This is a genomic window from Parabacteroides goldsteinii DSM 19448 = WAL 12034, from assembly GCF_000969835.1.
GTDB lineage: Bacteria > Bacteroidota > Bacteroidia > Bacteroidales > Tannerellaceae > Parabacteroides > Parabacteroides goldsteinii.
In genome coordinates, this window is record NZ_KQ033913.1 from 1,459,766 (window position 1) to 1,485,885 (window position 26,120).

The following is a 26,120-nucleotide window of genomic DNA, read 5'->3' on the forward strand; positions in this document are numbered from 1 at the left end:
CCGATAGCCTTTACTTTGTAAAGCTATACAAATCATAATTTATTGGTGCTAAAATAAAGACATTATGGAGAGAAATATCATACAATCAGGAACAAATATCGAATACAGTTTGCTGATGAGTCTCATGGGAGTCAGCGTAAGCAAACATTTACTGGATGAGCACTTCACCCTCTTATGGGCAAACGATTTCTATTATGATTTGATAGGTTATCCGAAGGAAGAGTATGAGAATCTTTTCCATAACCAACCTGACTTATATTTTAAAGGTCATGAAGAAGCATGGAATATATTGGGACAGAAAGTGTATGAAGCAATAGCCAATAACTCCAACGGCTACGAGGCCATTATGAAAATGCCTGTAAAAGGAGGTGAAAGATGGACAAAACTGACGGCTACATTCACCGACCAGATTCAGGACGGGATTCCAATATCCTACACGGTAATGACCGATATTGAAGATATAATGCAGGCCAAACAGGAACAAACAATCGCTTACGAAAATCTCCCGGGTTTTATCTCAAAGAACAAGATTGGCCGTGACGGAAGTTTTACACTGCTGGATGCAAATGATAAATATATGGAGTTCGCGGGGGTTAGTAAAGGAGAATATCCTTTTTTCTCCCCCTTCTCCCGTCTGAACGAAAAAAGCCGGGAAGTACTGAAAGAACATGTAGCACTTATGCAAAAAGGAAAACCAGTGCATTTTGTTATCCAGTCGAAAGACAAGAACGATAACGATTCCTGGTTACAACTGAATGGGGAATGTATTGGCTGGGAAGGAGATGAACCAATCTATCTGATTGTATTTATCGATATCACCGATATTACCGAACAACGCGAATTACAAAAAAAACTTCAGGAACAATCCGAGCAATTAAAAGAGGCACTCGATTCTGCCGAAAAAGCCAATCAGGCTAAATCAGATTTCCTTGCCCGCATGAGTCATGATATCCGAACTCCCATGAACGCTATCATTGGAATGACAGCCATTGCCAAAGCACATGTAGATGAACGGGAACGGCTACTTGACTGTATGGAAAAAATCAACGGAGCATCCAAATTGTTACTTAGCCTGATTAATGAAGTATTGGATATGTCGAAGATAGAAAGTGGCCGGCTGATTTTGTCTGAAGATGAATTCAACATAGGAGAACTTCTACAAGACCTCGTCGTCATGATGCAGTCTGAAATTAAAAATAAGCAGCAGACACTCGATATCCATGTAAAAGGGTTAAAGCATGAAAATGTGACGGGCGATATACAACGCATCAAGCAGGTACTGATGAATATCCTCTCCAATGCAGTCAAATATACACAGGAAAATGGGCAAATCACCATAGACATCAACGAAAAAGTAACCTGGGATGGGTTCGGTGACTACGAATTTGTCTTTGAAGATAACGGAAGAGGAATGAAACCCGAATTTCTTGACAAAATCTTTTTGCCGTTCGAACGTGCCAGCGACAATGGTATCAAGAATATACAGGGGACCGGACTCGGGATGGCAATCAGTCATAAAATCGTAAAGATGATGGGGGGCGACATTAAAGTGGAAAGCGAATACGGCAAAGGTTCCCGCTTTACAATCAACATGCCATTACGTCATTGCGAACAGGTTCCGGATGAGAAAATAAGAATAGACGGATTGGAAGTGCTTGTTGTCGACGATGATAAGATTGCATGCCAAAGTACTTGCAGTTGCTTGCAGGAAATCGGAATAAAAAGTGACTGGGTATGTTCCGGAAATGAAGCCATAACCTACGTCCGGAAACGGTATGCAGAAGCAAACAACTACTTTGCTGTCATTATTGACCTGAAAATGCCGGAAATGAACGGCATAGAAACAACACGGCAAATCAGGAATATTGTTGGGACAGATGTTCCGATAATCATTCTTTCCGCATACGATATTGAAGAATATGAAGCAGAGGCCAAAGCTGCAAAAGCCAATGGTTTCATAACCAAGCCCCTCTACAAATCAAAATTATTCCAGATTCTGAAACGTTTCTTTTTTGAGGGGGAACAACCGGAGCCGGTCAGCCAGTTCAAACTGTCGGATGCCGACTATTCCGGCAAACGCATCTTGTTAGTGGAAGACAATGAGTTAAACCGGGAGATTGCCGTTGAAATCATCGGAAGTACCGGTGTATCCATTGACACGGCGGTAAATGGTCTCGATGCAGTAAATATCGTTTCGCAGTCGGCTGAAGGCTTCTATCAGATGATACTGATGGATATCCAGATGCCGGTAATGGATGGCTATGAAGCGACCCGTCAAATACGTTCACTGAAACGTGCCGATATACCTAACATACCAATTGTAGCCATGACCGCCAACGCCTTTTCAGAAGATGTGACAAATGCAATCAAAGCTGGAATGAACTATCATCTGGCAAAGCCCATCGACCTGGCGGCACTAATGGGAGTCCTCAATAAGTATTTACAATAGAAAACGTTAGGGAAGCTAACCGGATTTTAGCTTCCCTAACGTTAATAATACAACTCTCTTATTTACCGTCCAGTTGCCTGTAAATATTCCGTCCGTTTAATCAGGTAATTGGTATAATCGTCCGTATATTGGTCTCTACTCTGTTGTAGTAAAGACTGGGCATTCAGCAAATCGCTCAACGTCTCTGTCCCTACCTGATAATAATCTGTACTCAGACGCACATTTTCTTCTGCCGTTTTTACCGATTCTTCCGATATCTTTGCCTGTTTATAAGCCTCTTCCAATTCATTCCAGAGTTTTTGCATCTGCAAAAGAAGTTTCTCATTGGTATCCTGTCGTGTATATTCAGCCGCTTTCAATTGCAACTTCTGCTTCCTGATAGCATGCGAACCGCCCCACCAATCGGTTAAGGGGACAGAAACCGTAGCAAAAATCATCCCGAAAGAATGGTCGGTATCCAGAATATTATGATACATATAGCCGGCTCCTATTCCTACCGACGGCAGGTTCTGACCGACTTTCAATTTATATTGCAGACGGCTGGCTTCCACATTCTTATCAAGCAGTTTATAGGCAACAGTCGTCGGCAAGGCACTCATCTGGTCTATCCGGTAAGTCTCCGGCGAAGGCAGAGGCTCCTGCAATGTTGCCTGAACAGTGAAATCATCTTCCGGCAGTCCGATATACTGAGACAACAACATTTTCGACAAACGTAAATTATTATCTACTTTCAGCCGGTCACTGGCTATGCTGTTCTTTTTCAGTTGAACCTGTAACAGTTCATTCCTGTTCGCCACACCGGCACGAACGGAAGCCTCCACATCCTTATACAGGTTGTCGATTAATGTTTCCAGTAAGGAAACCGTTTTTCTCTTTTCCTGCAAAGAAACGTGCAGCCAGTAATACTGTTCGACAGTCAGCAATACTTCATTCTCCGATTGTTTCATCTGATAACGGCTCACTTCCACCGCCAGGGCAGCCAGTTTGTTATTATTAAGTATCTGTCCTCCTGCAAAAACCGGCTGGACAGCCGTTACTCCTCCCATAACACCATTCTTTGCCATTGTCATTTCTAACAGACCAGGAACCAGTGCCAACTCTGCCATTCCATTGTCAGAGGTAAAAGCGCCTCCCGTCGCACTTATAGATGGAAAATATTTCGTGAAAGCCTCTTTACGCACCTCTTCCGCACCTTTGACATCTAAACGGGCGTTCTTCATCCGGGCATTATTCTCCAATGCCAGTTGGCTGCATTCTTCCAGTGTCAAACTACGCTGGGCTTCGACAGATAAAGCCGGTACCAGCAAAAGACAAAGGAGATTGCCTAAAACATATATTATCTTTTTTCCAGACATATTCTTTACTCTTAATTAGTTATACGACCTTTTTATTCCCGCCGAATATCATCCAGTAAAATACCGGAATAACAATAACGGCCAATATCATGGCAAATACTGTCCCCGAACAAATCACGACTCCCATCGGTGTCCATAAGGCACTGTTACTGATAATCATTGGGACAACCCCCACCGCTGTTGTTGCCGACGTCAGGAAAATCGGTAACATACGACGTTTACCGGCATCCATGGCAGCCTCTTTGACAGAGATGTGATGATTGATACGTAAATCCTGTGCATGGTCAAATATCATAATCGCATTACGTACCACAATACCTATCAAACTGATTATACCCAACACACAAGTGATACTGAACTCCATCCCGGACACCCAAAGACCGAGAGCAGCACCGAACAGGCACAGTAAAATAGAAGTAAGGGCAGCAACAGCCAATCCGATTTTCTTATAGTTTATCAGCAAAAACAGGAAGACAATAATGACGGCAATCGAAAGCCCCTCTATTATCGGAGTGATAATTTCCTCGTCAGACTCTTTTACGCCTCCGTACTCAAAAGATACGCCCTCCGGAAGATTGGGTATCACCCGGCTGTTCATCACCTTTTCAACCTTCTTCTGCATATTCGTTTCATTAAACCCGCGTTTAACCTGAGTAATCACACTCAACGTACGCACTCCGTTACGGCGAACAATCTGCCCTTCATTCCATCCTCCCTGTATTTCAGACACCTGGCGAAGCGGAACACTGACACCCGGAACAGCCGTCGGCAAATAAGCATCCCCTATCCCATCAAACGAATCGTATGCATCCTCTCCTTTATCCGATTTCAGGCAGATAGCCAACGGATAATCGCCTTCCCAGATAGAGCCGACCGACATACCGTTATAACGGATAGCCATATCGGCCGCCGCCATCGCTTTCGAAATTCCCAGGCGAGACGACTCCACAGGGTCAAGCGTTACACGAACTTCGGGCAGCATCTCCTCAAAATTCGTATGAACCCAAACCAGGCCATCCATATCCTGCAACGATGTCATCAATGTATCAGCCACCTGCTTCAAGGCTGTTATATCATCTCCCATAAAGCGAACTTCTATCGGGAAACTCACAGTCTGATAATCCAACTGTTTGAACTTGATGAAAGCATCCGGATAATAATCGGCATAAGCATTGGCATATTCATCCAGCAGGTCGGCTGTTGCCTCTACGGATGTTGTATTTACAATAAACTGCGCATAATTCTTCCCACCCATATTCGGAGCATAAGTTGCCTGGAAACGCGGGGAAGCCATTCCCACAAATGCGGTAGCCGACAAAACCCGTTCGTCATCTTTCAATAAAGCATATACGCTGTCACAAACGGCTGCCGTTTTATCCAATGACGAACCTTGCGGCAAATAAATCTCTATAGCAAACTGGTCACGGTCTGCTTCCGGCATCATTCGTTGCGGGATACGCATCATAATCACCACAGCCAGCAACACGGATAGTACCCCGATAAACAACGTTGTCTTGGGATAGCGAAAAGTCCATTCAAGTACCTTTTCATAGACAGCCTGTACCGTATCCAACAAGTTGAAACGTTTCTTTCCGTCCGTCTTCTGCCCGTTTTTCAATCCCTTTTTGATAAGGGTGTGTTCCAGCATGGGAATAAATATCATGGCGATAGCCAGCGAGGTCATCAATGAAATCGTTATCGTCCAGGGGAACCAGTTCAGAAAGTCCAGCATCTGCCCCGTCATCGTAAACAGCAACGGATAGAAGATAATGCAAAGGCTGAGCGTTGCCAGAAAGATGGAAGAGAAATAGTTCTTGGCACTCGATACTGCGGCATGCCAACGAGACATTCCGTTATCCAGCCGTTCCAGATAAGCATCTATAACAATGATGGAGTTATCCACAATCATCCCCAGCACAACAATTAAAGCAGCCAATGTAACCGTATTCAACGGGATGCCGACAGCATACATAATCCCGATAGATATAAAAATACTGATCGGAATGGAAGTAGCCGCAACAATAGCCGATTTGAAAGGAAAAAGCAGCATCATCACCAGGATAACGACCACAATGGAGACAAACAGGTCACGCACAAACGAACTCACCGAATCATCCACCACCTTGGGTTGGTCCGCAATCCGCTGAATGGACACGCTTTCCGGAAGTTCTTCCTGGAAAGCTGCCAGCACCTTATCCACTTCCTTTCCGTACTGTACAATATTATTGCCTTCCCGCATCTCCATGGAAAGGATGATAGCCTTCTTTCCGTTATTCATTATATAACTGTCAGGCTCGGGATATTCACGGACAATGCGTGCAATATCTTTCAGACGGATTATATTCCCGTCACCATCCGCCAGGATAATCTGGTCGGCTATCTCTTTTTCAGAAGCATAGGTGTTCGAGAAATGGATCGGAATATCGAGGTCTTCACTTTTCAACGAGCCTCCCGATGTAGTAAATCCTTGTGTGAAAAGTGTCGTCATCAACATTCGGGTATCCAACTTGTAAGCCGTCAGTTTATCCCTGTCGAGATAGACACTGATTTGTTCCTTTTGTATACCGTAACGGCGCAGATTTGAAACAGACTCAATACGACGGAGGCGGTCTTCCAGTGATTCCAGATAATCCTCCAGTTCACGGTATGTTTTATCTTCCGATTCAAGCGTAATCAACAAAGCGGAGGTATCACCGAAGTCATCGTTCGCAATGACAGCCAGGACACCCGAAGGTAATTGCGATTTGAAGTTCTGCAAACCCAGCTTAATCTTCGACCAGACTTCATCCTTATTGTTCACTTCATCGTTCAGTTCCACCATGATATACACCATTCCGTCACGCGACATGGAATATGTTTTCTTCTTCTTTATCTCCTTAAAAGTATAAAGATAGCGTTCCAAAGGCTTTGCCAGTTGTTCCTCCACCTCGGCAGAAGTCGCCCCGGGATAAACACCCACGACAACACCCTGGCGGATGGTAAATTCCGGAAACTCCTGTTTCGGCATATTTACCAGGCCATAAATTCCCAGACCGACCAAGACGGTCAGCACCAATAAGGTGATCTGGTAATAATGCATGGCCCATTCTATAATTCCCTGCTGTCTTTTCATAAGGCTTTCACTTTCATATCCTCACTCACCTTCTGATAACCGTCTGTTATGACAAGGTCACCTTCGCTCAGTCCGTCCGTTATCTGTACGCCATTGTCGGTCAATTCTCCGATACGAACCGTTACCGCTTTGGCCTTTCCGTCACGCAGGCACCAGACATACCGTTCACCGGTGTGCGATAATTGTATCACATTATTAGGCAACGAGATGGTAGTAACCCTATCCTTATTTTCCACTCTCACCCGGCAAACCATCCCCGGCAATAACGCTCCATCCTTGTTATCCAGCTTTATCCTGGCTTCATAGGTATGGGATACCGGATTAGCGGTAATGCCTTTCTCCGTAACCATGCCTTCAAACAACCGGCCTCCCAAAGCAGCAACGGTTATAGCCGCTTTCCGGTGGTCGATGAACGGTATTTCTTTTTCCGGTACGGCAATCTTAATATTCACCGTCCCTACATCCAATAAGGTGAAAACCGGTTTACCAGGCTGCACATTCTCGCCTGCCTCCACATTTCTTTTCCCGATTACACCGTCAAAAGGAGCATACAGGCTGGCATCTTCCAGATTCTTCCGGGCGATGCTTTCCATCGACTGTGCCTGTTGCAACTTACTCTGTACTTCCACCCATTTGATTTCCGGGAGACTTTTGTTTTCATACAATGTTTTCATACGGTCATAAGCATCCTGCGCCTGCACCAGGGAAGCACGGGATGCGTCATACGTATCCTGAAGAGTCGCACGATTCAGCGAAGCCAGAAGCTGCCCTTTATGAACTTTCTGCCCTTCACGGACAAGAATTTCCTGCACATTCCCCATAACCTGAAAACTCAGGGAAGAGGCAGACATTTCCTCTACCGTTCCAACATAATTTTGACCATCAACAAGGCTACTGCCCGTTATTTCAACCACTTTCACTGGTATCACCCTCTCTTCCGTCGACTTATCCTTTTGGCCGGAACAGCTCATCAACAGAATTATAAACAAAGAGATGCCCGCACATTCTACAATCTTCATACCTATCTATTTATTAGTATTTTAAAGAGAAATAAACGATGCAAAAGTGATGAGAATCCTTATTTTATAAAAGGTCAGTTGAGCCGTAGAATTGTTCTATTTTTCGCATTCGTATGCATTCTTTTCCTATATTTGCATATAAATAAAGAAAAGATGAACCAAACAGTTCCTATAATAGACATCTCAAAGGTCGAACATTCATCCAAAATAGACTTCTTTGATGACGATTTCGTTATTTTCGACGATTTGAATGAAATTCCGCTGTTCGATTATCCCAGCCGTATTGCAGATGCCGCCGTTTTTGCCATTTGCCAGAAAGGTTCCGTACGAATCAGCATCAATCTGAAAGAATATACAATCGTTCCTAATAACCTGGTAGTTCTCCTGCCGGACCAGATAGTGCAGCATTACGAACGCAGTGATGACTTTGCCGGTATTTTCCTGGGAGTATCCAAACAGTTCATCGACGATACGATCCCGGGAATGAAGAATCTTTTATCAGCTTTCTTCTACGTCAGGGACCATCCATGCACTACCCTGACTGAGGAAGAGTTGGATTATCTTTCCGAATATCATCCCATGTTATGGAAAAGGGTTAAGATGAAAGAGCATGTATACCGGAAAGAAGTTATTCAAAGCCTGTTACTGTCATTATTCTACGATGTCTGTAATATCTTCCGCAAACATCAACCGGCTGACGAAGGTAAAAGGTCCCGCAAAGAAGAGCTGTTCGGATTGTTTATGCAAACGGTTCTGGAAAACTACAAGCAGGAAAGGAGTGTTGCCTTTTATGCCGACAAACTTTGTGTCACAGCCAAATATCTTTCACTCATATCCAAAGAAGTCAGCGGGCAGCCTGCCGGAAACTGGATTGACGAATATGTGATTCTGGAAGCAAAAACGTTATTGAAGTCAAGCCAGATGAGCATACAGGAAATAGCCGACAGTTTAAACTTTGCCAACCAGTCTTTCTTCGGAAAGTATTTTAAGCATCACACAGGAATATCTCCCAAAGAATACAGAAAACGATAGGGGATAATATTGCCTTTATCCCCCGATTATTACATTTATATTATACGTACTGAAAATAGCCTTACAACGCTCTACCGTTTCTTCCGACGGCGTCGCCATCGGATAATGGGCCGGGTTATATACCGTCCCCAGCTTTTCATGTTTATTCTTACCAATATCATGATAAAGGAGCAGATTCACCGTCCTATGCTGCCAGGGTAAGGAAGAAAGGAATGCGGCCGAACGGGTTATATTTTCTTCATCCGCATTCACACCTTCTATCAGAGGGATACGGATATGAAACGCATGACCAGCTTCCGCCACCATGCGTAAGTTAGACAATATTAATTCATTAGACACTCCGCAGTAAAGTTTATGTTTAACTGTATCCATATGCTTCAGGTCTACCAGAAAAAGCTCGGAATGTTGCATCACCTCCCGGACAATCTCCTCTCCGGCAAACAATGTCGTATCGACGGCACGATGGATACCCAGGTCACCACAACGGCGAAGTAATTCCAGCAACAGATCCGGATGCAACAACGGCTCCCCTCCGCAAAAGGTTACGCCTCCCTCCGATCGGTCCATGAATACCGTTTCCTTTTCAATCTCCTTCATCAGGTAATCTACGGAATATTCGGTTCCGGATATCTCCATTGCCAGAGCCGGACAGCCCTCCGCACATTTGCCGCACAAATGACAGAGAGCATTGTCGGTAACAATCCCTTCGGGTGTCAAAGCCAGTGCCTTTTGCGGACAATTCTCCACACACGTCCGGCATCCTATACATTTCTTCTTTGTATAGAGTTTCTGTTTCCGGCTGGATACCCCCTCCGGATTATGACACCAAACACACGACAACGGGCACCCTTTCATAAAGACAGTCGTCCGGATACCCGGCCCGTCATTGATAGCATACCGCTTAATATCGAATATTAACCCCATCAACTAATTTTCAATTCTCAATTACTAAAAGCTTTCCTGCTCCGTACGGGCAATCACATCAGCCTGCAAGTCAGCATTCATATCATTGAAATAATCACTGTAACCGGCTACACGAACCAACAAGTCACGGTAATCTTCCGGACATTTCTGGGCGGCATACAGCGTTTCCGTATCCACAATATTAAACTGGATATGATGTCCGCCCAAAGCGAAGTAACTGCGAATCAGGGAAGCCAGTTTCGAAATATCTTCCTCCCGCTTCAACAGGCTCGGAAGGAAACGCTGGTTCAGCAATGTTCCGCCACTCTTCACCTGGTCCAGTTTGCCCAATGACTTGATAACGGCAGACGGTCCGTGCGTATCGGCACCATGTGAAGGAGAAGTCCCGTCGGAGATAGCCTTTTCTGCCAGACGGCCGTTCGGGGTCGCTCCCATCACCTTACCGAAATAAACATGACAGGTAGTCGACAGCATATTCAGGTGAAAACACTCCCCTTTCGTATTCGGTTTGCCTTCAATAGCATCATACAAATCATCGAATACTTTGACAGCAATGGCATCGGCATATTCGTCATCATTACCGAAGAAAGGCGTACGGTTCAGGATTGTCTGACGCATAACTTCCGCTCCGGCAAAATTGTCAGCCATTACTTTCAGCATTTCATCCATCGAAAAGCGTTTGTCTTCAAAGACATGTTTCTTCAGGGAGGAGAGGCTGTCGGTTATTGTACCCAGCCCCGTACATTGTATATAAGTGGTGTTATAACGCGGTCCGCAGTTGTAATAATCGCGTCCTTTGGCAATACAATCGTCGATAAACAAGGAAAGGAATGTGGCCGGTGCATATTTGGCAAACATCCGGTCGATATAATTGCTTACACGCACCTTCATATCCACAAAATAATGCACTTGTTTCATAAAGGCGGCGTATAAATCATCGTAACCGGCAAAGTCACACGGATTACCGGTCTCCAGTCCTACTTTACGGCCGGACACCGGGTCGACACCATTGTGAAGGGTTACTTCCAGTATCTTCGGTACATTCAGATAACCGGTCAGCACATAAGCCTCCTTCCCGAAAGCACCCACCTCGATACAACCGCTACAACCTCCTTCCCGGGCATCATGCAGGGATTTCCCCTGTCGCATCAGTTCCTGGATATACACGTCCGGATTGAATACCGACGGATAACCGTGTCCCTGGCGAATCACCTTGCATCCGGCCCGCAGGAACCGTTCCGGCGTACGGGCACCGATATGAATGGCACTTCCCGGTTGCAGGATATGCAGTTCCTCAATCGTTTCAAGCATGATATAGGAAACTTCGCTTACCCCGTCGCTACCGTCGGCTTTCACTCCTCCGATATTCAGATTGGTAAAGTCGTTATAGGTTCCACTTTCCTTGGCGGTAATGCCGACCTTCGGCGGTGCCGTATGGTTATTTACCTTGATAAAGAAGCAGGACATCAATTCTTTGGCTTCATCACGGGTAAGGGTTCCCGAAGCTATTTCCTTTTCATAGAAAGGAGCCAGATGCTGGTCGAAATGTCCCGGGTTCATGGCATCCCAGCCGTTCAGTTCGGTAATAGTTCCCAGATGGACAAACCAATACATCTGGATAGCTTCCCAATACGTACGGGGAGCATGGGCCGGAACCCAACGGCAAACTTCAGCTATCTTACGAAGTTCGGCAGCCCGCACCGGGTCTTTCTCCGCCATCGACATTTCGTCCGCCAAGTCGGCATGACGTTCGGCAAAGAGAATGGCGGCATCGCAGGAGATAGACATGGCGGTAAGTTCCTCCTGTTTATCCGTCGCTTCAGGGTCATTCATAAAATCGAGGTTTGCCAGTTCGCCGGCAATCCGTTCTTTCAGGTCCAGCAAACCGTAGCGGTAGACTTTTCCGTCAAGAGCCGTATGTCCCGGAGCACGCTGTTCCATAAATTCGGTAAACATACCGACTTCATAAGCCTCTTTCCATTCTTTCGGGACATGGCTGAAAATACGTTCACGCTGAGTACGCCCTTTCCAGTATGGGATTACTTCGCGTTCATAAGTATCTATATCTTCCTGGCTGATGGTATAACGTTGCAATTCACGGGTATTCAGCACATGCAGGTCTTCCACACTATGGCAGGTCAGCTCGGGAAAAGTAGGAACAGCTTTCGGTGCCGGACCACGTTCACCCACAATCAGTTCGTCTTTACCTATATAGATGGTCTTTTGCCGGCATATCTCAAGAAAGTTCAATGCTCTCAGGATCGGAACAGGATATTTCCCGTAATTCTCCTTGTAGAAACGGGTTTCGATAAGCGCCCGTTCGATAGACAGGGAAGGTTCAGCCTCAAAAGAAAGCTGGCGTAACCGTTTGATACGGTCGTTCATACCATACCCATTTGCTTCCGCCGCCGGAGCAAAATTGGATGCACTGCGGGGTGCACGCTGAGCTGTTGTCGTACTCATATTGAACACAGTATTTTTTAAGAAATAACTAAGAATAAGAAAATAGTGAACCGTGCCACAGACGGTTCTGCCCGGGAAAGAATGTATTGTTTAAAGATAGAACATCAAACAATTGAAGAGTTTTCTGTAACCTTTTATAATCATATAATATACAAAGATTTATACGAATACCGCAAACATAAATACTTTTCATGAATAAACAAAATAATAGCATCTGTATTTTTTACTATATTTGCAACATTCGTTTTGTTTTCATGGTTATTCATATAAATATATCTTCATGGAAAATCGTTTTTTAGGACTTATAGAGAACAGCATCAAGGAACATTGGGACCTGCCTGCTTTCTCAGATTATAATGGACACACGTACCATTATAAAGATGTGGCCCGGCGTATCGAAAAATTTCATATAATACTCGAACATGCAGGAATAAAGAAAGGAGACAAAGTCGCGCTGGTCGGACGAAATTCGTCTAACTGGGCCATCTGCTTTTTCGGCATACTGGCGTATGGTGCGGTTGCCGTCCCCATCCTCCACGAGTTCAAGCCGGACAATATCCATCATATTGTAAACCATTCGGGGGCAAAGGCCGTACTGGCCGGAGCCAACAACTGGGAGAATATGAACGAGCAGATGATGCCCGATGTCAAACTGTTCATGATGCTGGACAATTTCTCCATCATCAAGAGCAAGAATAAGGAAGTACGGGTAGTGCGCGACAGGATTAACGAGTATTTCGGAAAGAAATATCCCCGCTCCTTCACGGCTGCCGATGTTAAATATCATGTCGAACAACCGGAAGAACTGGCTGTATTGAACTATACTTCGGGGACGACCAGCTTCTCTAAAGGGGTTATGATTCCTTTCCGCAGCTTATGGAGCAATACGCAGTTTGCTTACGACAACCTGCCGTTTATCCATCCGGGAGACAGTGTGGTCTGCATGTTGCCGATGGCACATATGTATGGCCTAGCTTTCGAGATTCTGAATTGTGTGAACAAAGGATGCCATGTGCATTTCCTTACCCGCACACCGAGTCCGAAGATTATCGCCGAAGCATTTGCCCGTGTGAAACCGGCATTGATACTCGCCGTACCTCTTATCATCGAGAAAATCGTCAAGAACAAGATATTCCCGGAACTGGAAAAGCCGCTCATCAAATTACTGCTGAAAGTCCCCTACCTCGACCAGAAAGTACTCGACACCATCGCAAAGAAATTGAATGATTCTTTCGGAGGTAAATTCGGCGAAGTGGTAATCGGTGGCGCCGCCCTGAACAAAGAGGTGGAAGAATTTCTCCGCTCCATCAAGTTCCGATATACTGTTGGCTACGGGATGACGGAATGCGGCCCGTTGGTGGCATACGAACAATGGGATACGTTCAGACAAGGTTCTGTCGGCCGTATTGTCGACCGGATGGAAGCGCGTATCGACTCTGCCGACCCGGTTAACGAAGTAGGCGAAATCCTGGTCCGCGGCATGAACGTCATGTTGGGATATTACAAGAATCCGGAAGCGACCAAAGCGGTCATGATGCCCGACGGCTGGATGCGTACCGGCGACCTGGGAACAATAGATTCCGACGGTTTCCTCTATATCCGCGGACGCAGCAAATCCATGATTCTGGGACCAAGCGGGCAGAACATCTATCCGGAAGAAATAGAAGACCGCCTGAACAACATGCTTTATGTTTCCGAATCGTTGGTAATCTCGCAAGGCGGCAAACTGGTTGCCCTGATCTATCCGGATTGGGAACAGGTTGACAAAGCAGGCATCCAACATTCCGAAATAGAAAAACTGATGCAACAAAACATCGACCAGCTCAATACAGAGATGCCGGGCTACAGCAAAGTAACCTGCTTCAAATTGTATCAGGAAGAGTTCGAAAAGACACCGAAGCGCAGCATCAAACGATATTTATACCAGCCGGCAGAAGAAAACTGATTCTCCGGAGGTGTTCCTAACTTCACCTTTCAGGTTTCAGCCACATGTCCGCCTTGAAAAAGATTGGATTTGGCTGAAAGGTGATTATATTGAATTCAAATTTCGACAAGTAGGCATTCGTTTGCCCACCGATAGTTATCTGTTTACTGATGGGTAGTTATCCGTTTGCCGACGGGTAGTTATCCGCTGACAAAGCATAGGTGTTTCGAAATGTTAAGACCTATCTTTTGATGACAAAACATATATGCTTTGAAGACAAAAGTCATATGTTTTGCCAAAAGTTGTTTTACACTGATTTTTTGTATACATTTTTTTACAAATTCATCCCTTCAGCCGGACAAATTGAAAAATATATCATCAAAGGAAAACTGAAAGCTGAAAGTAACTGCATGAGATGATATGGGGGGACAAAAAAACAATTGTTTTTGATTTCAGATACTTAAATATTTAACTACAATAACTTAAGTATTTAGTTTCAAAAACAATTGTTTTTATTTCAGGAAATAATCGTTCAAAATTCAGACGTGATAAGCACGGGGTACATCAACATTTAATGCTCAACTCACGGAGTACGTCACGTATCTTCTCGAAGGTCGTGATACGTGTCGGCACCAATGGCAGACGCAATTTGTTTTCAATGAAGCCCATTGCATTCAGCATACTCTTCGCTCCGGCAGGATTACCGTCTACAAACAGTAATTCGAATAATTCGGTGAAACGATGATGGATAGTACGGGCATGATCGTAATCGCCGGCCAACGCCAAACGAACCATCCGGCTGAATTCACGGGGGAAAGCATTACCGATAACAGAAATAACACCGATCGCACCTAATGTAATCAACGGGAAGGTGATACCGTCATCACCGGAAATAACATTAAAATTCGCCGGTTTATTCTTAATGATGTCATCCATTTGGGTGATATTACCGGAAGCCTCTTTTACAGCGACTACATTCTTAAACTCACGTGCAATACGGAGTGTTGTAGCAGCAGTCATATTTACACCTGTTCTTCCCGGTACATTATATAATACGATGGGAAGTTTGGTGGCTCCGGCAATAGCTTTGTAATGCTGATAAATTCCTTCCTGGGAAGGTTTATTATAATAAGGTACGACAGACAGGATAGCGTCGATACCATCAAAATTATCGTTCTTTAATTTCTCAACAATCGTGCGGGTACAGTTACCGCCAACACCTAAAACGATAGGAATACGGCCGTTAACCTTAGTTACAACGAGGCTGATAATTTTCTTTTTTTCTTCTTCAGTGAGGGTTGGTGTTTCCGCAGTAGTTCCTAACACTACCAAATAATCGGTTCCGTTCTGCACCTGGTAGTCTACCAGTTTGCTCAACGCATCATAGTCCACACTTTCGTCGTCCTTAAAGGGAGTGATCAATGCCACACCCATTCCTTTTAAATTTATGTCTGCCATGGGGAAAATATTCCTTTTTTGTTATTTAGCACTGCAAAAATAACGAAATTATATCATTTGGAACGGATTGTCTGCAAATAAAATAAGATATGTTCGAATAAATGCTTTATATCAGCGTTTTCTGTCATTGAAATCGTGAGGTCATATAAATCCAGTTCACCGTTTTTTGCTCCGACTTTTAAGGTTCCGGGATGCTTCAACAACAAATATTGCATGACATAATTATTACCTTGGGTAAGGTCGATTAGTATATCTGCATTGCATGAATAAAACTTCTTTTGGATTTCATCCGTTGGCATATACCACATATCCAGATCGGTCTTGGCATGGACAACCATATACGACGGATTCATCTCTGGCACCGTTTCGCCGGACACATAGACGCAAACATTGACATTCTTATTCAACGTACGTAATGTTTTGAGGCAAGGCTCAACGACATCACGGTCTTCGGCATTAAACAACACCAGGATATGGCGGGCGTCTTTCAGGGTGCAGAAGTTACTCTGACGCTTTCCGGACTGCCCAGCCAATGCTTTTACTTTCTTACGGATAAAATGGTTCGTCAGTCTCATTCTGCCAACATGTTTAAGAATTCAGTTTCATTTATAATCTTCACTCCCAGCTTTGCTGCTTTTTCAAGTTTGGCCGGACCCATGTTTTCCCCGGCAAGGATATAATCTGTTTTGCCGGAGACGGAACCACTGTTCTTTCCGCCATGCTGTTCGATCATGGCTTTATATTCGTCACGTGAATGTTGGGTAAATGTACCGCTAATCACGATTGTCAATCCTTTCAGTTTATCGGAACGGTTTGCCAGCACTTCTTCGGCTACCGTCATTTGCAATCCGTATTCTTGCAGGCGGGCTACCAGGATACGGTTGTTTTCGTCGGCAAAATAGTCTACGACACTACGGGCAATACGTTCGCCAATCTCATCCACTTCCGTCAATGTCTCCAAGGAAGCCACCTGTAATTGTTGCATCGAATGGAATGCAGATGCCAGGCGCTTTGCCACAGTCTCGCCGACATAACGGATACCCAACCCAAACAACACCCGTTCAAACGGTACCTGTTTGGATTCTTCAAGGCTCGCCATCAGGTTACGGGCACTTTTCTCCGCCCAACGTTCCAGACGCAACAAGTCCGGCATCTCCAATATATACAGATCGGCAACGTTTTTTACCAGTCCGGCTTCATACAAATCTTCTACCGTTTCCGGACCGATATTTATATTCATGGCGCGGCGGGTAACGAAATGTTCGATACGACCTTTAATCTGCGGCGGACAACCGGCTTCATTCGGACAATAATGGGCCGCCTCCCCTTCCGGACGATACAAAGGCGTACCGCATTCAGGGCAAGTCTTGATAAAAGTTACCTTCGCTCCCAACAACATCGAACGGGAATCGACATCGACACCAACAATCTTAGGAATGATCTCTCCGCCTTTTTCTACATATACATTATCTCCCAGATGCAAATCCAACCCTTCAATAATATCTGCGTTATGCAGAGAGGCACGTTTGACGGTCGTCCCAGCCAGCAATACCGGTTCCAGGTTAGCAACCGGAGTAACGGCCCCTGTACGTCCTACCTGAAAAGAGACTGAGTTGAGACGTGTTACCGCCCGCTCTGCCTGAAATTTATAAGCAATAGCCCAACGGGGACTCTTGGCGGTGAATCCCAGATTCTTCTGCTGGCGCAGTGAATTTACTTTCAATACGATGCCATCAGTAGCCACCGGCAAGTTCTTCCGTTCCACATCCCAATAAGCGATATAGTCGAAAATATCCTGCAAGCTGTCGCATTTACGGATGACATCAGGTATTTTAAATCCCCAGGTACGAGCAATCTGTAGATTTTCGTAATGAGCGTCGGCAGGAAGACCTTCACCCAGTAAATAATAAAAATAAGCATCCAGTTTACGTGAAGCCACGATAGCCGGATTCTGTTGTTTCAATGTGCCTGAAGCAGCATTACGAGGATTGGCGAAAAGCGGTTCTTCCTGCTCTTCACGTTCCTTGTTCAGACGGTCGAATTCTGCCCAGGGCAATAGAATTTCACCCCGTATCTCAAAGTTTTCCGGATAGTTATCCCCCCGTAACTTTAACGGGACAGAACGGATTGTCTTTACATTAGCCGTCACATCATCGCCACGGGTTCCGTCGCCACGGGTCACGGCACGGACCAGGCGTCCGTTCTCATAAATCAACGAAATGGAAGTTCCGTCATATTTCAGTTCGGCAACAATCTCGAAAGGCTCGTTCAAAGCACGTTCCGTCCGCTCATAGAAATCACGTATTTCTTCTTCGGAATAGGTATTTCCCAAAGAAAGCATCGGATACTGGTGGACTATCTGTTCAAATTCCTTCGACAAGTCGCTTCCCACCCGCTGCGTCGGTGAATGCGGATCGGCAAATTCAGGATGAGCTTCCTCCAATGCCTGTAATTCTTTCATCTTCTCATCAAACTCACGGTCTGATATCGTCGGTGTGGAAAGTACATAATAATTATAATTATGCTGTTCCAACTCATCACGCAGTGCTTTTATCTTTACCTCCACCATTATAATTGAAAATTAATATACCAGTTTTACATTATCAATCCAGAACGTATTGCCGGGAGAACCGATGTAGGCGCCTCCATGGCTGGAAGTAAACTGTAAAACCATATGTGTAGGTTCGTCTCCTTCCTCTGCCCAGCCGATCTCCTTTACCGGGACGCTCTCGCCCTGGCTGTTCGTTGCATAACGTTCCTCTACCTGTATGCACATGTATGGTTTGTAATCCGCATGGCCGGATATATTGCCATACATAATCGGATAAGTAGCGTCGTTCACCCAACCATCTGTCGATGAGACATAACGTTGAACCATCGTTCCTACCCTTTTAGCATATATATTACCTTCCTTATCTTCCCAGCGTTTCTGCAAAAACAAAATCGCTGCGATAGAATCCTGCCCGGCCACTTTCGACTTACGGCTAAATCCTGTACTGCGGATACGGTCTTTTTCGGGTGCTGCCTTTACCTTATAATCGAAACGGATTGCCGTCGGTTTCTTTGTAAAAGGAACACCGCTGTTCAGCATAGCCTGAGGATTCTTTGTCCCCTTGATCGGTTCATGAACCGAACCCAGGAAGACAGAACCGGCCGCAACCACTTCAATATCGACCAGGCCAAAAACCTTTACACTTTCCATACGTGTTTCCAGGCGGGCACACCAGCCATCTCCTCTCCTTTCCGGAAAAACAGATGTATTCGTCTTCACTACTCCGGCCACTTTCGCCATCACATTGGAATTCGCCCACGGCGAACCTCCCCGGTTGTGATAAGCGGTATTGCCGACAATCGTATCCGTCGGTCCCACCTCATACAGATGCTTCTTATTTCCACCTATAATTCCAGACTCCTGGATTTCACGGACAACCCATTGATCCATATCGCCAAACGCAAAAGGCACAACCTTCTCCTGTCCGGTGATAGTCGACAACTGACTGCCCGCAAACAAAAATAACAATATATTCTTTATATAATTCATAAGCTTTGCTTAAAAGTTGAAAGAATATCATAAAGAATATCCCCACTCCTTGAGAGCCATTCCCCAGTTCTCTTCAACGATCTGTACTGTACGGTCGTCGTATTTGTACTGGTTCTTTTTATATCCCTTCTTCTTTCCCAGATATTTCTCTATCTCGGCTTTAGACGATTCAAATCCCGGCAGGTTTAATTTGCGATAAATATCTTCGGTCATCGCAAAAGCATCCTGTTCGAAATCTTCGAATTTCACTTCTACCAGGTTCCCTTCAGGGATAAGCCCTTTCTGCTCTTCAAACTTGTAGAACAAGCGGCGATATACTTCAATAAGATTGCTTTCAATCTGTTCATTAGTGATATCTTGCAAACGAAGCGGTTGTATCGTATTTGTAAAAAAACTGCGTGTACTCTCAAATACGGTATAAGGATTACGCTTCAGATAAATGAATTTGGCATTCGGAAACATTTCCAACAATGTTTTCACACGTCCGGTATGCGGCGGGTTCTTACTCAGGAATTGTGAGCCGTGTGTATTCCAGAGCGATATCTTGACAAGTTTCAGGAAAGTTTCCTTAAACACTTTCAATTCGTGCTCGGTCGTATTGTCGAACAACAGATACCGGTCGCAATATTCCAGCATGTGTTTCGGGAAAAACCAAAAATTATAATAAGTATACGGCATCATGTTCGCCAAAGCAAACTCTTCTTCCTGCGGAAGGTCGACCTTCAGTTCCATATTGTCGGTCGGACGTTTGTCGGGCATCAGGAATGACATATTCTTCTTAAAGAAAGGTTGTCCCCAAAGCATCAGGTTCGGGAATACCGTCTGATACGTGGTGTTGTATCCGAAATGCTTGTCGCACGAAAATACATTGTGTACGAATGTCGTACCGCTACGCCAATGACCCAGTATGAACACCGGGTCCATCTCCAACGGTTTATCCGCTATTTTACGATAACGGGCGTCTTCTAAAGGTTGCAGTAAACTAAGCAGGCGGCATACCGATTTTGTCAGATAATACTTGTTTCGAAAACCTTTGTCGATCGTTTTATCGGCTGTCACAGCCTTAAACGTCTTCCAGTCCGCACCAACCAGCGTATTGATTGGCAATTTATCAAATTCCAGCAACCCCATAAGTTATTTCTTTTCAGTTATACATTTCACAGGAACGCCCTGGCGTCCTAATTCTTCACATACCGTACGAATCGCCTCGTAATGTTCTTCGCCTATTCCGAGTTCCGGTAGGTTCAATATAGCCAGAGCATCCTCTGTCACCATATCTTTGGCGTCCACCCGGTCGATAATCATTCCGACAGCCGACGTGTTGTTGGTAATCGGGTCGATCAGGATAAAGGCTCCCGTCTGTTTATTCTTCTGATAAGGGTCAAAGAACAGTTCTTTTCCGGTCGTAAACACAACACGGGCGATCTCATTCAGTTTCATCGGCAAACTATCGGCAGTCAACTGTCCGCTCTCAACCGACAACTGCTCCATTGTATTGACATTCACCTTATAACGGATACTGTCCACACGGGCACGTGTCAGGTTGGTCGTATGCTTGATATAGAACTGTTTGGACATATCCATCGGTTCTTCATCCATCCAGACCAGCATCGATTCGAAGTTACGGTCTTCCATCGGCAGATTATCCGGATGCACCAGCATTTCGCCACGGGAAACGTCGATTTCGTCTTCCAGGGTAATGGTAACGCACTGGGGAGGGAAAGCATAATCCAATTCGCCATCGTAAGTAACGATACTTTTCACTTTCGATGTTTTGCGTGAAGGCAAAGCCATCACTGTATCTCCTTTACGGATGATACCGCTGGATACCTTACCGCAGAAGCCGCGGAAGTCCAGGTTCGGACGCAATACATATTGTACCGGATAACGGAAATCTTCGAAATTACGATCCTGGTCGATTGGCACTGTTTCCAGGAAATCTAACAGAGACGGCCCCTCATACCAGGGAGTGCGGTCGCTCTTATCCACCACATTATCGCCATCCAAAGCTGAAAGCGGGATATAAGTGATATCCGGAATATTCAAGGATTTCACGAACGCCTTATAATCAGCGACAATCTTATCGAATATTTGTTTGTCGAAGTCGACCAGGTCCATTTTATTCACAGCCAGTACCACATGTTTGATACCCAGCAAAGAAACCAGATAAGTGTGGCGGCGGGTCTGCGTAATTACACCGGTACGGGCATCCACCAGGATAATAGCCAGGTTGGCAGTCGAACCGCCGGTTATCATGTTACGGGTATATTGTTCGTGTCCCGGAGTATCGGCGATGATAAACTTACGGTTGTTCGTACTGAAATAACGGTAAGCCACGTCGATCGTAATACCTTGTTCACGTTCGGCCTTCAAGCCGTCAAGCAATAAGGCATAATCGATATGGTCGCCGGCATTTCCCATACGTTTACTGTCACGTTCAAGGGCATCCAGCTGGTCTTCATATATCTTTTTACTGTCGAACAGCAGACGTCCGATTAAGGTCGATTTACCGTCATCTACCGAACCTGCCGTCAGGAAACGAAGCAAATCTTTCTGTTCGTCCCTGTCCAGGAATTCTTTTATATTTAATGTTGCCATAATTTAATTCAAAATTGAAAATGGAGAATTGAAAATTAAAAATATCCTTCCCGTTTCTTCTGTTCCATGCTGGCATCCTGGTCAAAGTCGATTACACGAGTGGTGCGTTCGCTTTTGGTGGTTGTCATCATCTCTTCCACGATCTTTTCGATTGTATCGGCATCGCTGTCTACCGCTCCGGTCAAAGGCCAACATCCGAGTGTACGGAAACGGACCATACGCATTTTGATCTGGTCGCGATACTGTTCCGGCAAACGGTCGTCGTCAGCCATAATCAGATTACCGTCGAGTTCAACGATAGGGCGTTCCTTGGCATAGTATAAAGGAACGATCGGAATATTCTCCAGGCGGATATACTGCCAGATATCCAGTTCAGTCCAGTTGGATAACGGAAAGACACGGATACTCTCACCTTTATGGACACGGGCATTGTAAATGTCCCATAATTCCGGACGCTGGTTCTTCGGGTCCCATTGATGGAACTTGTCGCGGAACGAATAAATACGTTCTTTGGCACGACTCTTTTCCTCGTCACGGCGAGCACCACCGAAAGCGGCATCAAACTTGTATTTGTCGAGGGCATGCAACAACGCCTGTGTTTTCATCAGGTCGGTATGTACCTTGCTACCATGCGTAAAAGGTCCTACACCGGCATGAAATGCTTCCATATTTGATTCAACGATCAGGTTCCATCCGAACTTTTTTGCATATTCATCACGGAACTGAACCATTTCCTTAAACTTCCATTTAGAATCAATGTGCATCAAAGGAAACGGCACTTTTCCCGGAGCAAAGGCTTTTTCTGCCAACCGGACCATCACCGATGAGTCTTTACCGATAGAATAAAGCATCACAGGATTTTCAAATTCAGCAGCAACCTCCCGTATGATATGGATAGATTCTGCTTCCAGCTCCTGTAGATGGCTTAATTTGTAATCTGACATAGTTTATATTTGTTATATTTATTGTTTCAATGTTTATCAGATGTGAGCTATCTTGTCCCCGTGCTTGACACGGGGCCGCAGAAGAACCAGCAATATCAAAAGATACATATAGGATACGGTCTGTGCCTTTGCGATCCCGTATCAAGCACGGGAACGGGATAGCTCATTTCTTTCTATACTTTCACTTTAGGCAATATCAATTCCAATAATTTATTTACCGACTCTTCGAGGCTCAACACCGAGGTATCCAATGACAAAGCCGGATGCTCCGGTGCTTCGAATGGGGCCGAAACGCCTGTAAAATCTTTGATCTCTCCCTTGCGGGCTTTTGCATACAATCCTTTTACGTCACGCCGCTCACATTCTTCGATCGGCGTATTCACATAAATTTCCAGGAAATTATCTTTTCCGATAATCGTAGAAGCCATCTCCCTTAACTCATTGTTCGGACTGATAAAAGCCGCTATAGTTATAACACCGGTGTCAATAAATAGTTTGCTTACTTCCGCGATACGACGGATATTCTCCACCCGGTCTTCCGCAGAAAATCCCAAATTGTTATTGATACCGCTACGGATATTATCGCCATCCAGAATACGGCATAACAGACCGCGCTTATGCAACTCACGCTCCAAAGCAATGGCAATCGTACTTTTACCGGAACCACTCAGCCCGGTAAACCAAACCATCACACTACGTTGTTTCAAAAGCGCCTCTTTATCCTCTCTTCCCAACATACGGTCGAAAATCGGATATATATTATTCGGCTGTGTATTATTCATTTTATTTCTTATTACCTTTTATATTAAAACTCCCAGATCATCGGTATCACGAACACGGAAATCAAAAACGTAATCAGGTTCAACGGCAATCCCACACGGACGAAATCCGTAAACTTATAACTACCGATACCTTGTACGATCAGATTCGTCTGATAACCGATCGGAGAACTGAAACTGGCTGACGCCGCCATACAAATCACCACAAAGAATGGTGTCGGGTTTACTCCCAACTGTGTAGCGACCGACAATGCTATCGGAAAACTCAAGGCCGCCGCCGCATTGTTCGTTATCAGTTCGGTAAAAATATTTGTTATGATAAAAATAATGGCAAGCAGAGCATACGGCCCGAGATTGTCAGCCATACTAATGATATAGCTGGCTACCAAGGCTGCAAAACCGGAATTTTCCATCGCCTTACTGATAGCAAACGCACAAGCGATTGTAATCAGAATATCCCAGGATATATATTTGGTATATTTCTTCGGAGGAAATATCTTCGTCCAAGCCATAATAATAGTAGTGATGCAAACGAAAAAGAACATATCCAGACGCATCCCCGGAATGGCTTCTTTCACGGCCGGCAATTCGCCAACTGTAGCCCCTACAATCATAAAGATAAGTAACCCCAGTGCCAGCCAACGTTTCTTTTTCGATACCGGTTCAGTATTTTCATTACCATTGGCAAGCATCAGGAAGACACTCGATTCTCCCCACGTCGGAATAAACGAATCATCGGCCCAAAGTACCAGTGTATCGCCTTCATGCAAAGTAACCTTATCCAGATCATGAGTGAAACGTTCTCCCCCACTTTTCACTTCCTTTACGATAGCACCGTAATGGCGGGCAAAATTAAACTCTCCCAATGTCTTATTGATACCGGGAAAACGGGAACCCAATACAGCTTCCACCCGATGCAGGTTTCCCGGACTCTCTTCTTCCCCATCGTCCACATAATTATCCTGACGGGAATCGGGCAATAACTTATTGGAGAATGCAAACAGATACAGGATACCGGCTATGGCAATAAAAATGCCGACTTTTCCGAGTTCAAACATAGTGAACCCCTCGTAGCCGGCTTCAATAACCATACCATGAACAACCAGGTTGGTGGAGGTTCCGATCAGTGTACAAATACCGCCTAATATGGTTACATAAGAAAGAGGTATAAGAAATTTGGTAGCCGGAAGTTTTACCGACCCAGCCCATCGTTTGATGATCGGGGCAAAAATAACAACTACCGGAGTATTATTAAGAAAGGCAGAAATAAATGCAATGGGAGGCAACATCCGGACCTGGGCCTTTAAAACGGTAGTTTTTCCTTCCGGAAGCAGTTTCTTGATAACTTGCCCGAGCGCCCCGCTCTGCCGGATTCCTTCACTCACCAAAAAGAGCATGCCGACGGTTATCATCCCTTTGTTACTGAATCCCTCCAACATTTCTTTTGGAGACAATATTCCTACGACCAGGAATAATACTACAACAGTCAGTAATACCATTCCCGGTCGCATCCTATCCCATATCAATGCCGCAACCATTCCGGCCAGGGCTAGCAATACAAATAATATTTCGAAGTTCATCGCGTTCCTAATCTGTCTAAATTTCTCAGATAAGGTGCAAATGTAATAAGAAAATTAACGTTATTCGTACGCAAAAACCCTATTTTAATCCTTTTGACCAAAATAATCAGCAAATGGAAGAAAGAGGTTTCACGATAAACCAGGGGTTGTGCAAATCCTTCTTATTGTATTTCAACGGAGTTCGGCCATCTATGTGGAATACGTCACATCCGGCCCCTCTTGCGATCGCATGACCGGCAGCTGTGTCCCATTCCATTGTCGGTGCAAAACGGGGATAAATATCCGCACTTCCTTCTGCCACCAGACAGATTTTCAGGCTACTACCGCTACTGATCAAGGTAACAGGCTGTCCTTGTTTCCGCAGATTCTCTATAAAATCGGTCGTCTCCGGACTCTGATGCGAACGGGAAGCGACAACGACAATACCCTGATGTCCCATAGATACAGGCAGTCGCGTAGCTTTTTGCATAATCTCATCCATAGAAGGTTGCAGGTCACAATCTGCAATCAACTTATAAGCTCCTACAGAGTCGGCCGAGAAATAGAGTTCTTTCCGCACAGGCACATAAATAACTCCCAATACAGGGACTCCCTTTTGAATCAAAGCGATATTTACAGTAAACTCACCGTTCTTTTTAATAAACTCCTTGGTTCCGTCCAGCGGATCAACCAGCCAGAAAGTTTCCCAGGCAGCCCGTTCAGCATGCGGAATATCCTTCCCTTCCTCGCTCAATATCGGATACGGGGTCACGGAAAGGACATTCATTATCAGCTTATGAGCAGCTTTGTCTGCTTTTGTCAGCGGAGAATTATCAGCTTTGCGTTCAATTTCAAAATCAGATGCAGGATCTGTATAAATATCCATGATAGCTTTACCGGCATCTATCGCTGCCCGGATAGCAATGTAAAGATAGTTCGAATAGTTCATCATCACTCATATCT

Annotated in this window: 18 protein-coding genes; 3 read left to right on the forward strand and 15 right to left on the reverse strand. The window is 45.0% G+C overall.

The window, feature by feature from the left end; all coding sequences use genetic code 11:
* Nucleotides 1–64: 64 nt before the first annotated feature.
* Nucleotides 65–2,449 carry a response regulator gene (locus HMPREF1535_RS18985; RefSeq protein WP_046147146.1) on the forward strand — a complete coding sequence of 795 codons (2,385 nt, stop codon included), beginning with the start codon at nt 65–67 and terminating at the stop codon, nt 2,447–2,449.
* A 62-nt stretch (nt 2,450–2,511) separates the two neighbouring features.
* Here the strand turns inward: HMPREF1535_RS18985 and HMPREF1535_RS18990 are convergent, their stop codons facing one another.
* From HMPREF1535_RS18990 to HMPREF1535_RS19000, 3 genes are read right to left on the reverse strand one after another with little or no spacing between them, the layout of a single operon-like run.
* Nucleotides 2,512–3,804: a TolC family protein gene (locus tag HMPREF1535_RS18990; protein ID WP_007656933.1), complete on the reverse strand. Its 1,293-nt coding sequence runs from the start codon at nt 3,802–3,804 to the stop codon at nt 2,512–2,514.
* A 19-nt stretch (nt 3,805–3,823) separates the two neighbouring features.
* On the reverse strand, nt 3,824–6,916 hold the full coding sequence (locus tag HMPREF1535_RS18995; protein WP_046147147.1) for an efflux RND transporter permease subunit: 3,093 nt from the start codon (nt 6,914–6,916) through the stop codon (nt 3,824–3,826).
* The gene (locus HMPREF1535_RS19000) at nt 6,913–7,935 is read right to left on the reverse strand and encodes an efflux RND transporter periplasmic adaptor subunit (RefSeq protein WP_046147148.1); all 1,023 of its coding nucleotides are present in this window, start codon (nt 7,933–7,935) and stop codon (nt 6,913–6,915) included. Before HMPREF1535_RS19000 ends, HMPREF1535_RS18995 begins: the two co-directional genes overlap by 4 nt.
* 153 nt (nt 7,936–8,088) lie before the next feature.
* Here HMPREF1535_RS19000 and HMPREF1535_RS19005 point away from each other — a divergent pair, with 153 nt between their 5' ends.
* Complete coding sequence (locus tag HMPREF1535_RS19005) at nt 8,089–8,967, forward strand: helix-turn-helix domain-containing protein (protein ID WP_046147149.1); 879 nt, start codon at nt 8,089–8,091, stop codon at nt 8,965–8,967.
* A gap of 15 nt (nt 8,968–8,982) precedes the next feature.
* Here HMPREF1535_RS19005 and HMPREF1535_RS19010 read toward each other — a convergent pair whose 3' ends face one another.
* Nucleotides 8,983–9,891 carry a glycyl-radical enzyme activating protein gene (locus HMPREF1535_RS19010; protein ID WP_046147150.1) on the reverse strand — a complete coding sequence of 303 codons (909 nt, stop codon included), beginning with the start codon at nt 9,889–9,891 and terminating at the stop codon, nt 8,983–8,985.
* A 24-nt stretch (nt 9,892–9,915) separates the two neighbouring features.
* The gene (gene hypD / locus HMPREF1535_RS19015) at nt 9,916–12,276 is read right to left on the reverse strand and encodes a trans-4-hydroxy-L-proline dehydratase (protein ID WP_235438402.1); all 2,361 of its coding nucleotides are present in this window, start codon (nt 12,274–12,276) and stop codon (nt 9,916–9,918) included.
* A 358-nt stretch (nt 12,277–12,634) separates the two neighbouring features.
* Between hypD and HMPREF1535_RS19020 the strand changes: the two genes are divergently transcribed.
* Nucleotides 12,635–14,299, forward strand: coding sequence for an AMP-binding protein (locus HMPREF1535_RS19020; RefSeq protein WP_010803038.1), 1,665 nt, complete (start codon nt 12,635–12,637; stop codon nt 14,297–14,299).
* 543 nt (nt 14,300–14,842) lie between these two features.
* Here the strand turns inward: HMPREF1535_RS19020 and dapA are convergent.
* From dapA to cysQ, 10 genes are all read right to left on the reverse strand, one after another.
* Complete coding sequence (gene dapA / locus HMPREF1535_RS19025) at nt 14,843–15,736, reverse strand: 4-hydroxy-tetrahydrodipicolinate synthase (RefSeq protein ID WP_007656941.1); 894 nt, start codon at nt 15,734–15,736, stop codon at nt 14,843–14,845.
* Between the two features lie 53 nt (nt 15,737–15,789).
* Entirely contained in the window at nt 15,790–16,311 is a 522-nt protein-coding gene (locus HMPREF1535_RS19030) for a DUF6913 domain-containing protein (RefSeq protein ID WP_010803037.1), read from the reverse strand.
* Nucleotides 16,308–18,305, reverse strand: a complete 1,998-nt coding sequence (gene ligA, locus HMPREF1535_RS19035) for an NAD-dependent DNA ligase LigA (RefSeq protein ID WP_046147152.1) — start codon at nt 18,303–18,305, stop codon at nt 16,308–16,310. Before ligA ends, HMPREF1535_RS19030 begins: the two co-directional genes overlap by 4 nt.
* Before the next feature lie 12 nt (nt 18,306–18,317).
* Nucleotides 18,318–19,277 carry a PCMD domain-containing protein gene (locus HMPREF1535_RS19040; protein WP_046147153.1) on the reverse strand — a complete coding sequence of 320 codons (960 nt, stop codon included), beginning with the start codon at nt 19,275–19,277 and terminating at the stop codon, nt 18,318–18,320.
* Between the two features lie 27 nt (nt 19,278–19,304).
* Nucleotides 19,305–20,408, reverse strand: a complete 1,104-nt coding sequence (locus HMPREF1535_RS19045; RefSeq protein ID WP_007656945.1) for a cholesterol-responsive sulfotransferase — start codon at nt 20,406–20,408, stop codon at nt 19,305–19,307.
* A 3-nt stretch (nt 20,409–20,411) separates the two neighbouring features.
* Entirely contained in the window at nt 20,412–21,875 is a 1,464-nt protein-coding gene (gene cysN, locus HMPREF1535_RS19050; RefSeq protein WP_046147154.1) for a sulfate adenylyltransferase subunit CysN, read from the reverse strand.
* 35 nt (nt 21,876–21,910) lie between these two features.
* The gene (cysD, locus tag HMPREF1535_RS19055) at nt 21,911–22,819 is read right to left on the reverse strand and encodes a sulfate adenylyltransferase subunit CysD (RefSeq protein WP_007656947.1); all 909 of its coding nucleotides are present in this window, start codon (nt 22,817–22,819) and stop codon (nt 21,911–21,913) included.
* A 173-nt stretch (nt 22,820–22,992) separates the two neighbouring features.
* Entirely contained in the window at nt 22,993–23,601 is a 609-nt protein-coding gene (cysC, locus tag HMPREF1535_RS19060) for an adenylyl-sulfate kinase (RefSeq protein ID WP_007656948.1), read from the reverse strand.
* A 23-nt stretch (nt 23,602–23,624) separates the two neighbouring features.
* Nucleotides 23,625–25,178 carry an SLC13 family permease gene (locus HMPREF1535_RS19065; protein WP_046147155.1) on the reverse strand — a complete coding sequence of 518 codons (1,554 nt, stop codon included), beginning with the start codon at nt 25,176–25,178 and terminating at the stop codon, nt 23,625–23,627.
* Nucleotides 25,179–25,284: 106 nt separating this feature from the next.
* Nucleotides 25,285–26,109: a 3'(2'),5'-bisphosphate nucleotidase CysQ gene (gene cysQ / locus HMPREF1535_RS19070; protein WP_007656950.1), complete on the reverse strand. Its 825-nt coding sequence runs from the start codon at nt 26,107–26,109 to the stop codon at nt 25,285–25,287.
* Nucleotides 26,110–26,120 lie beyond the last annotated feature (11 nt).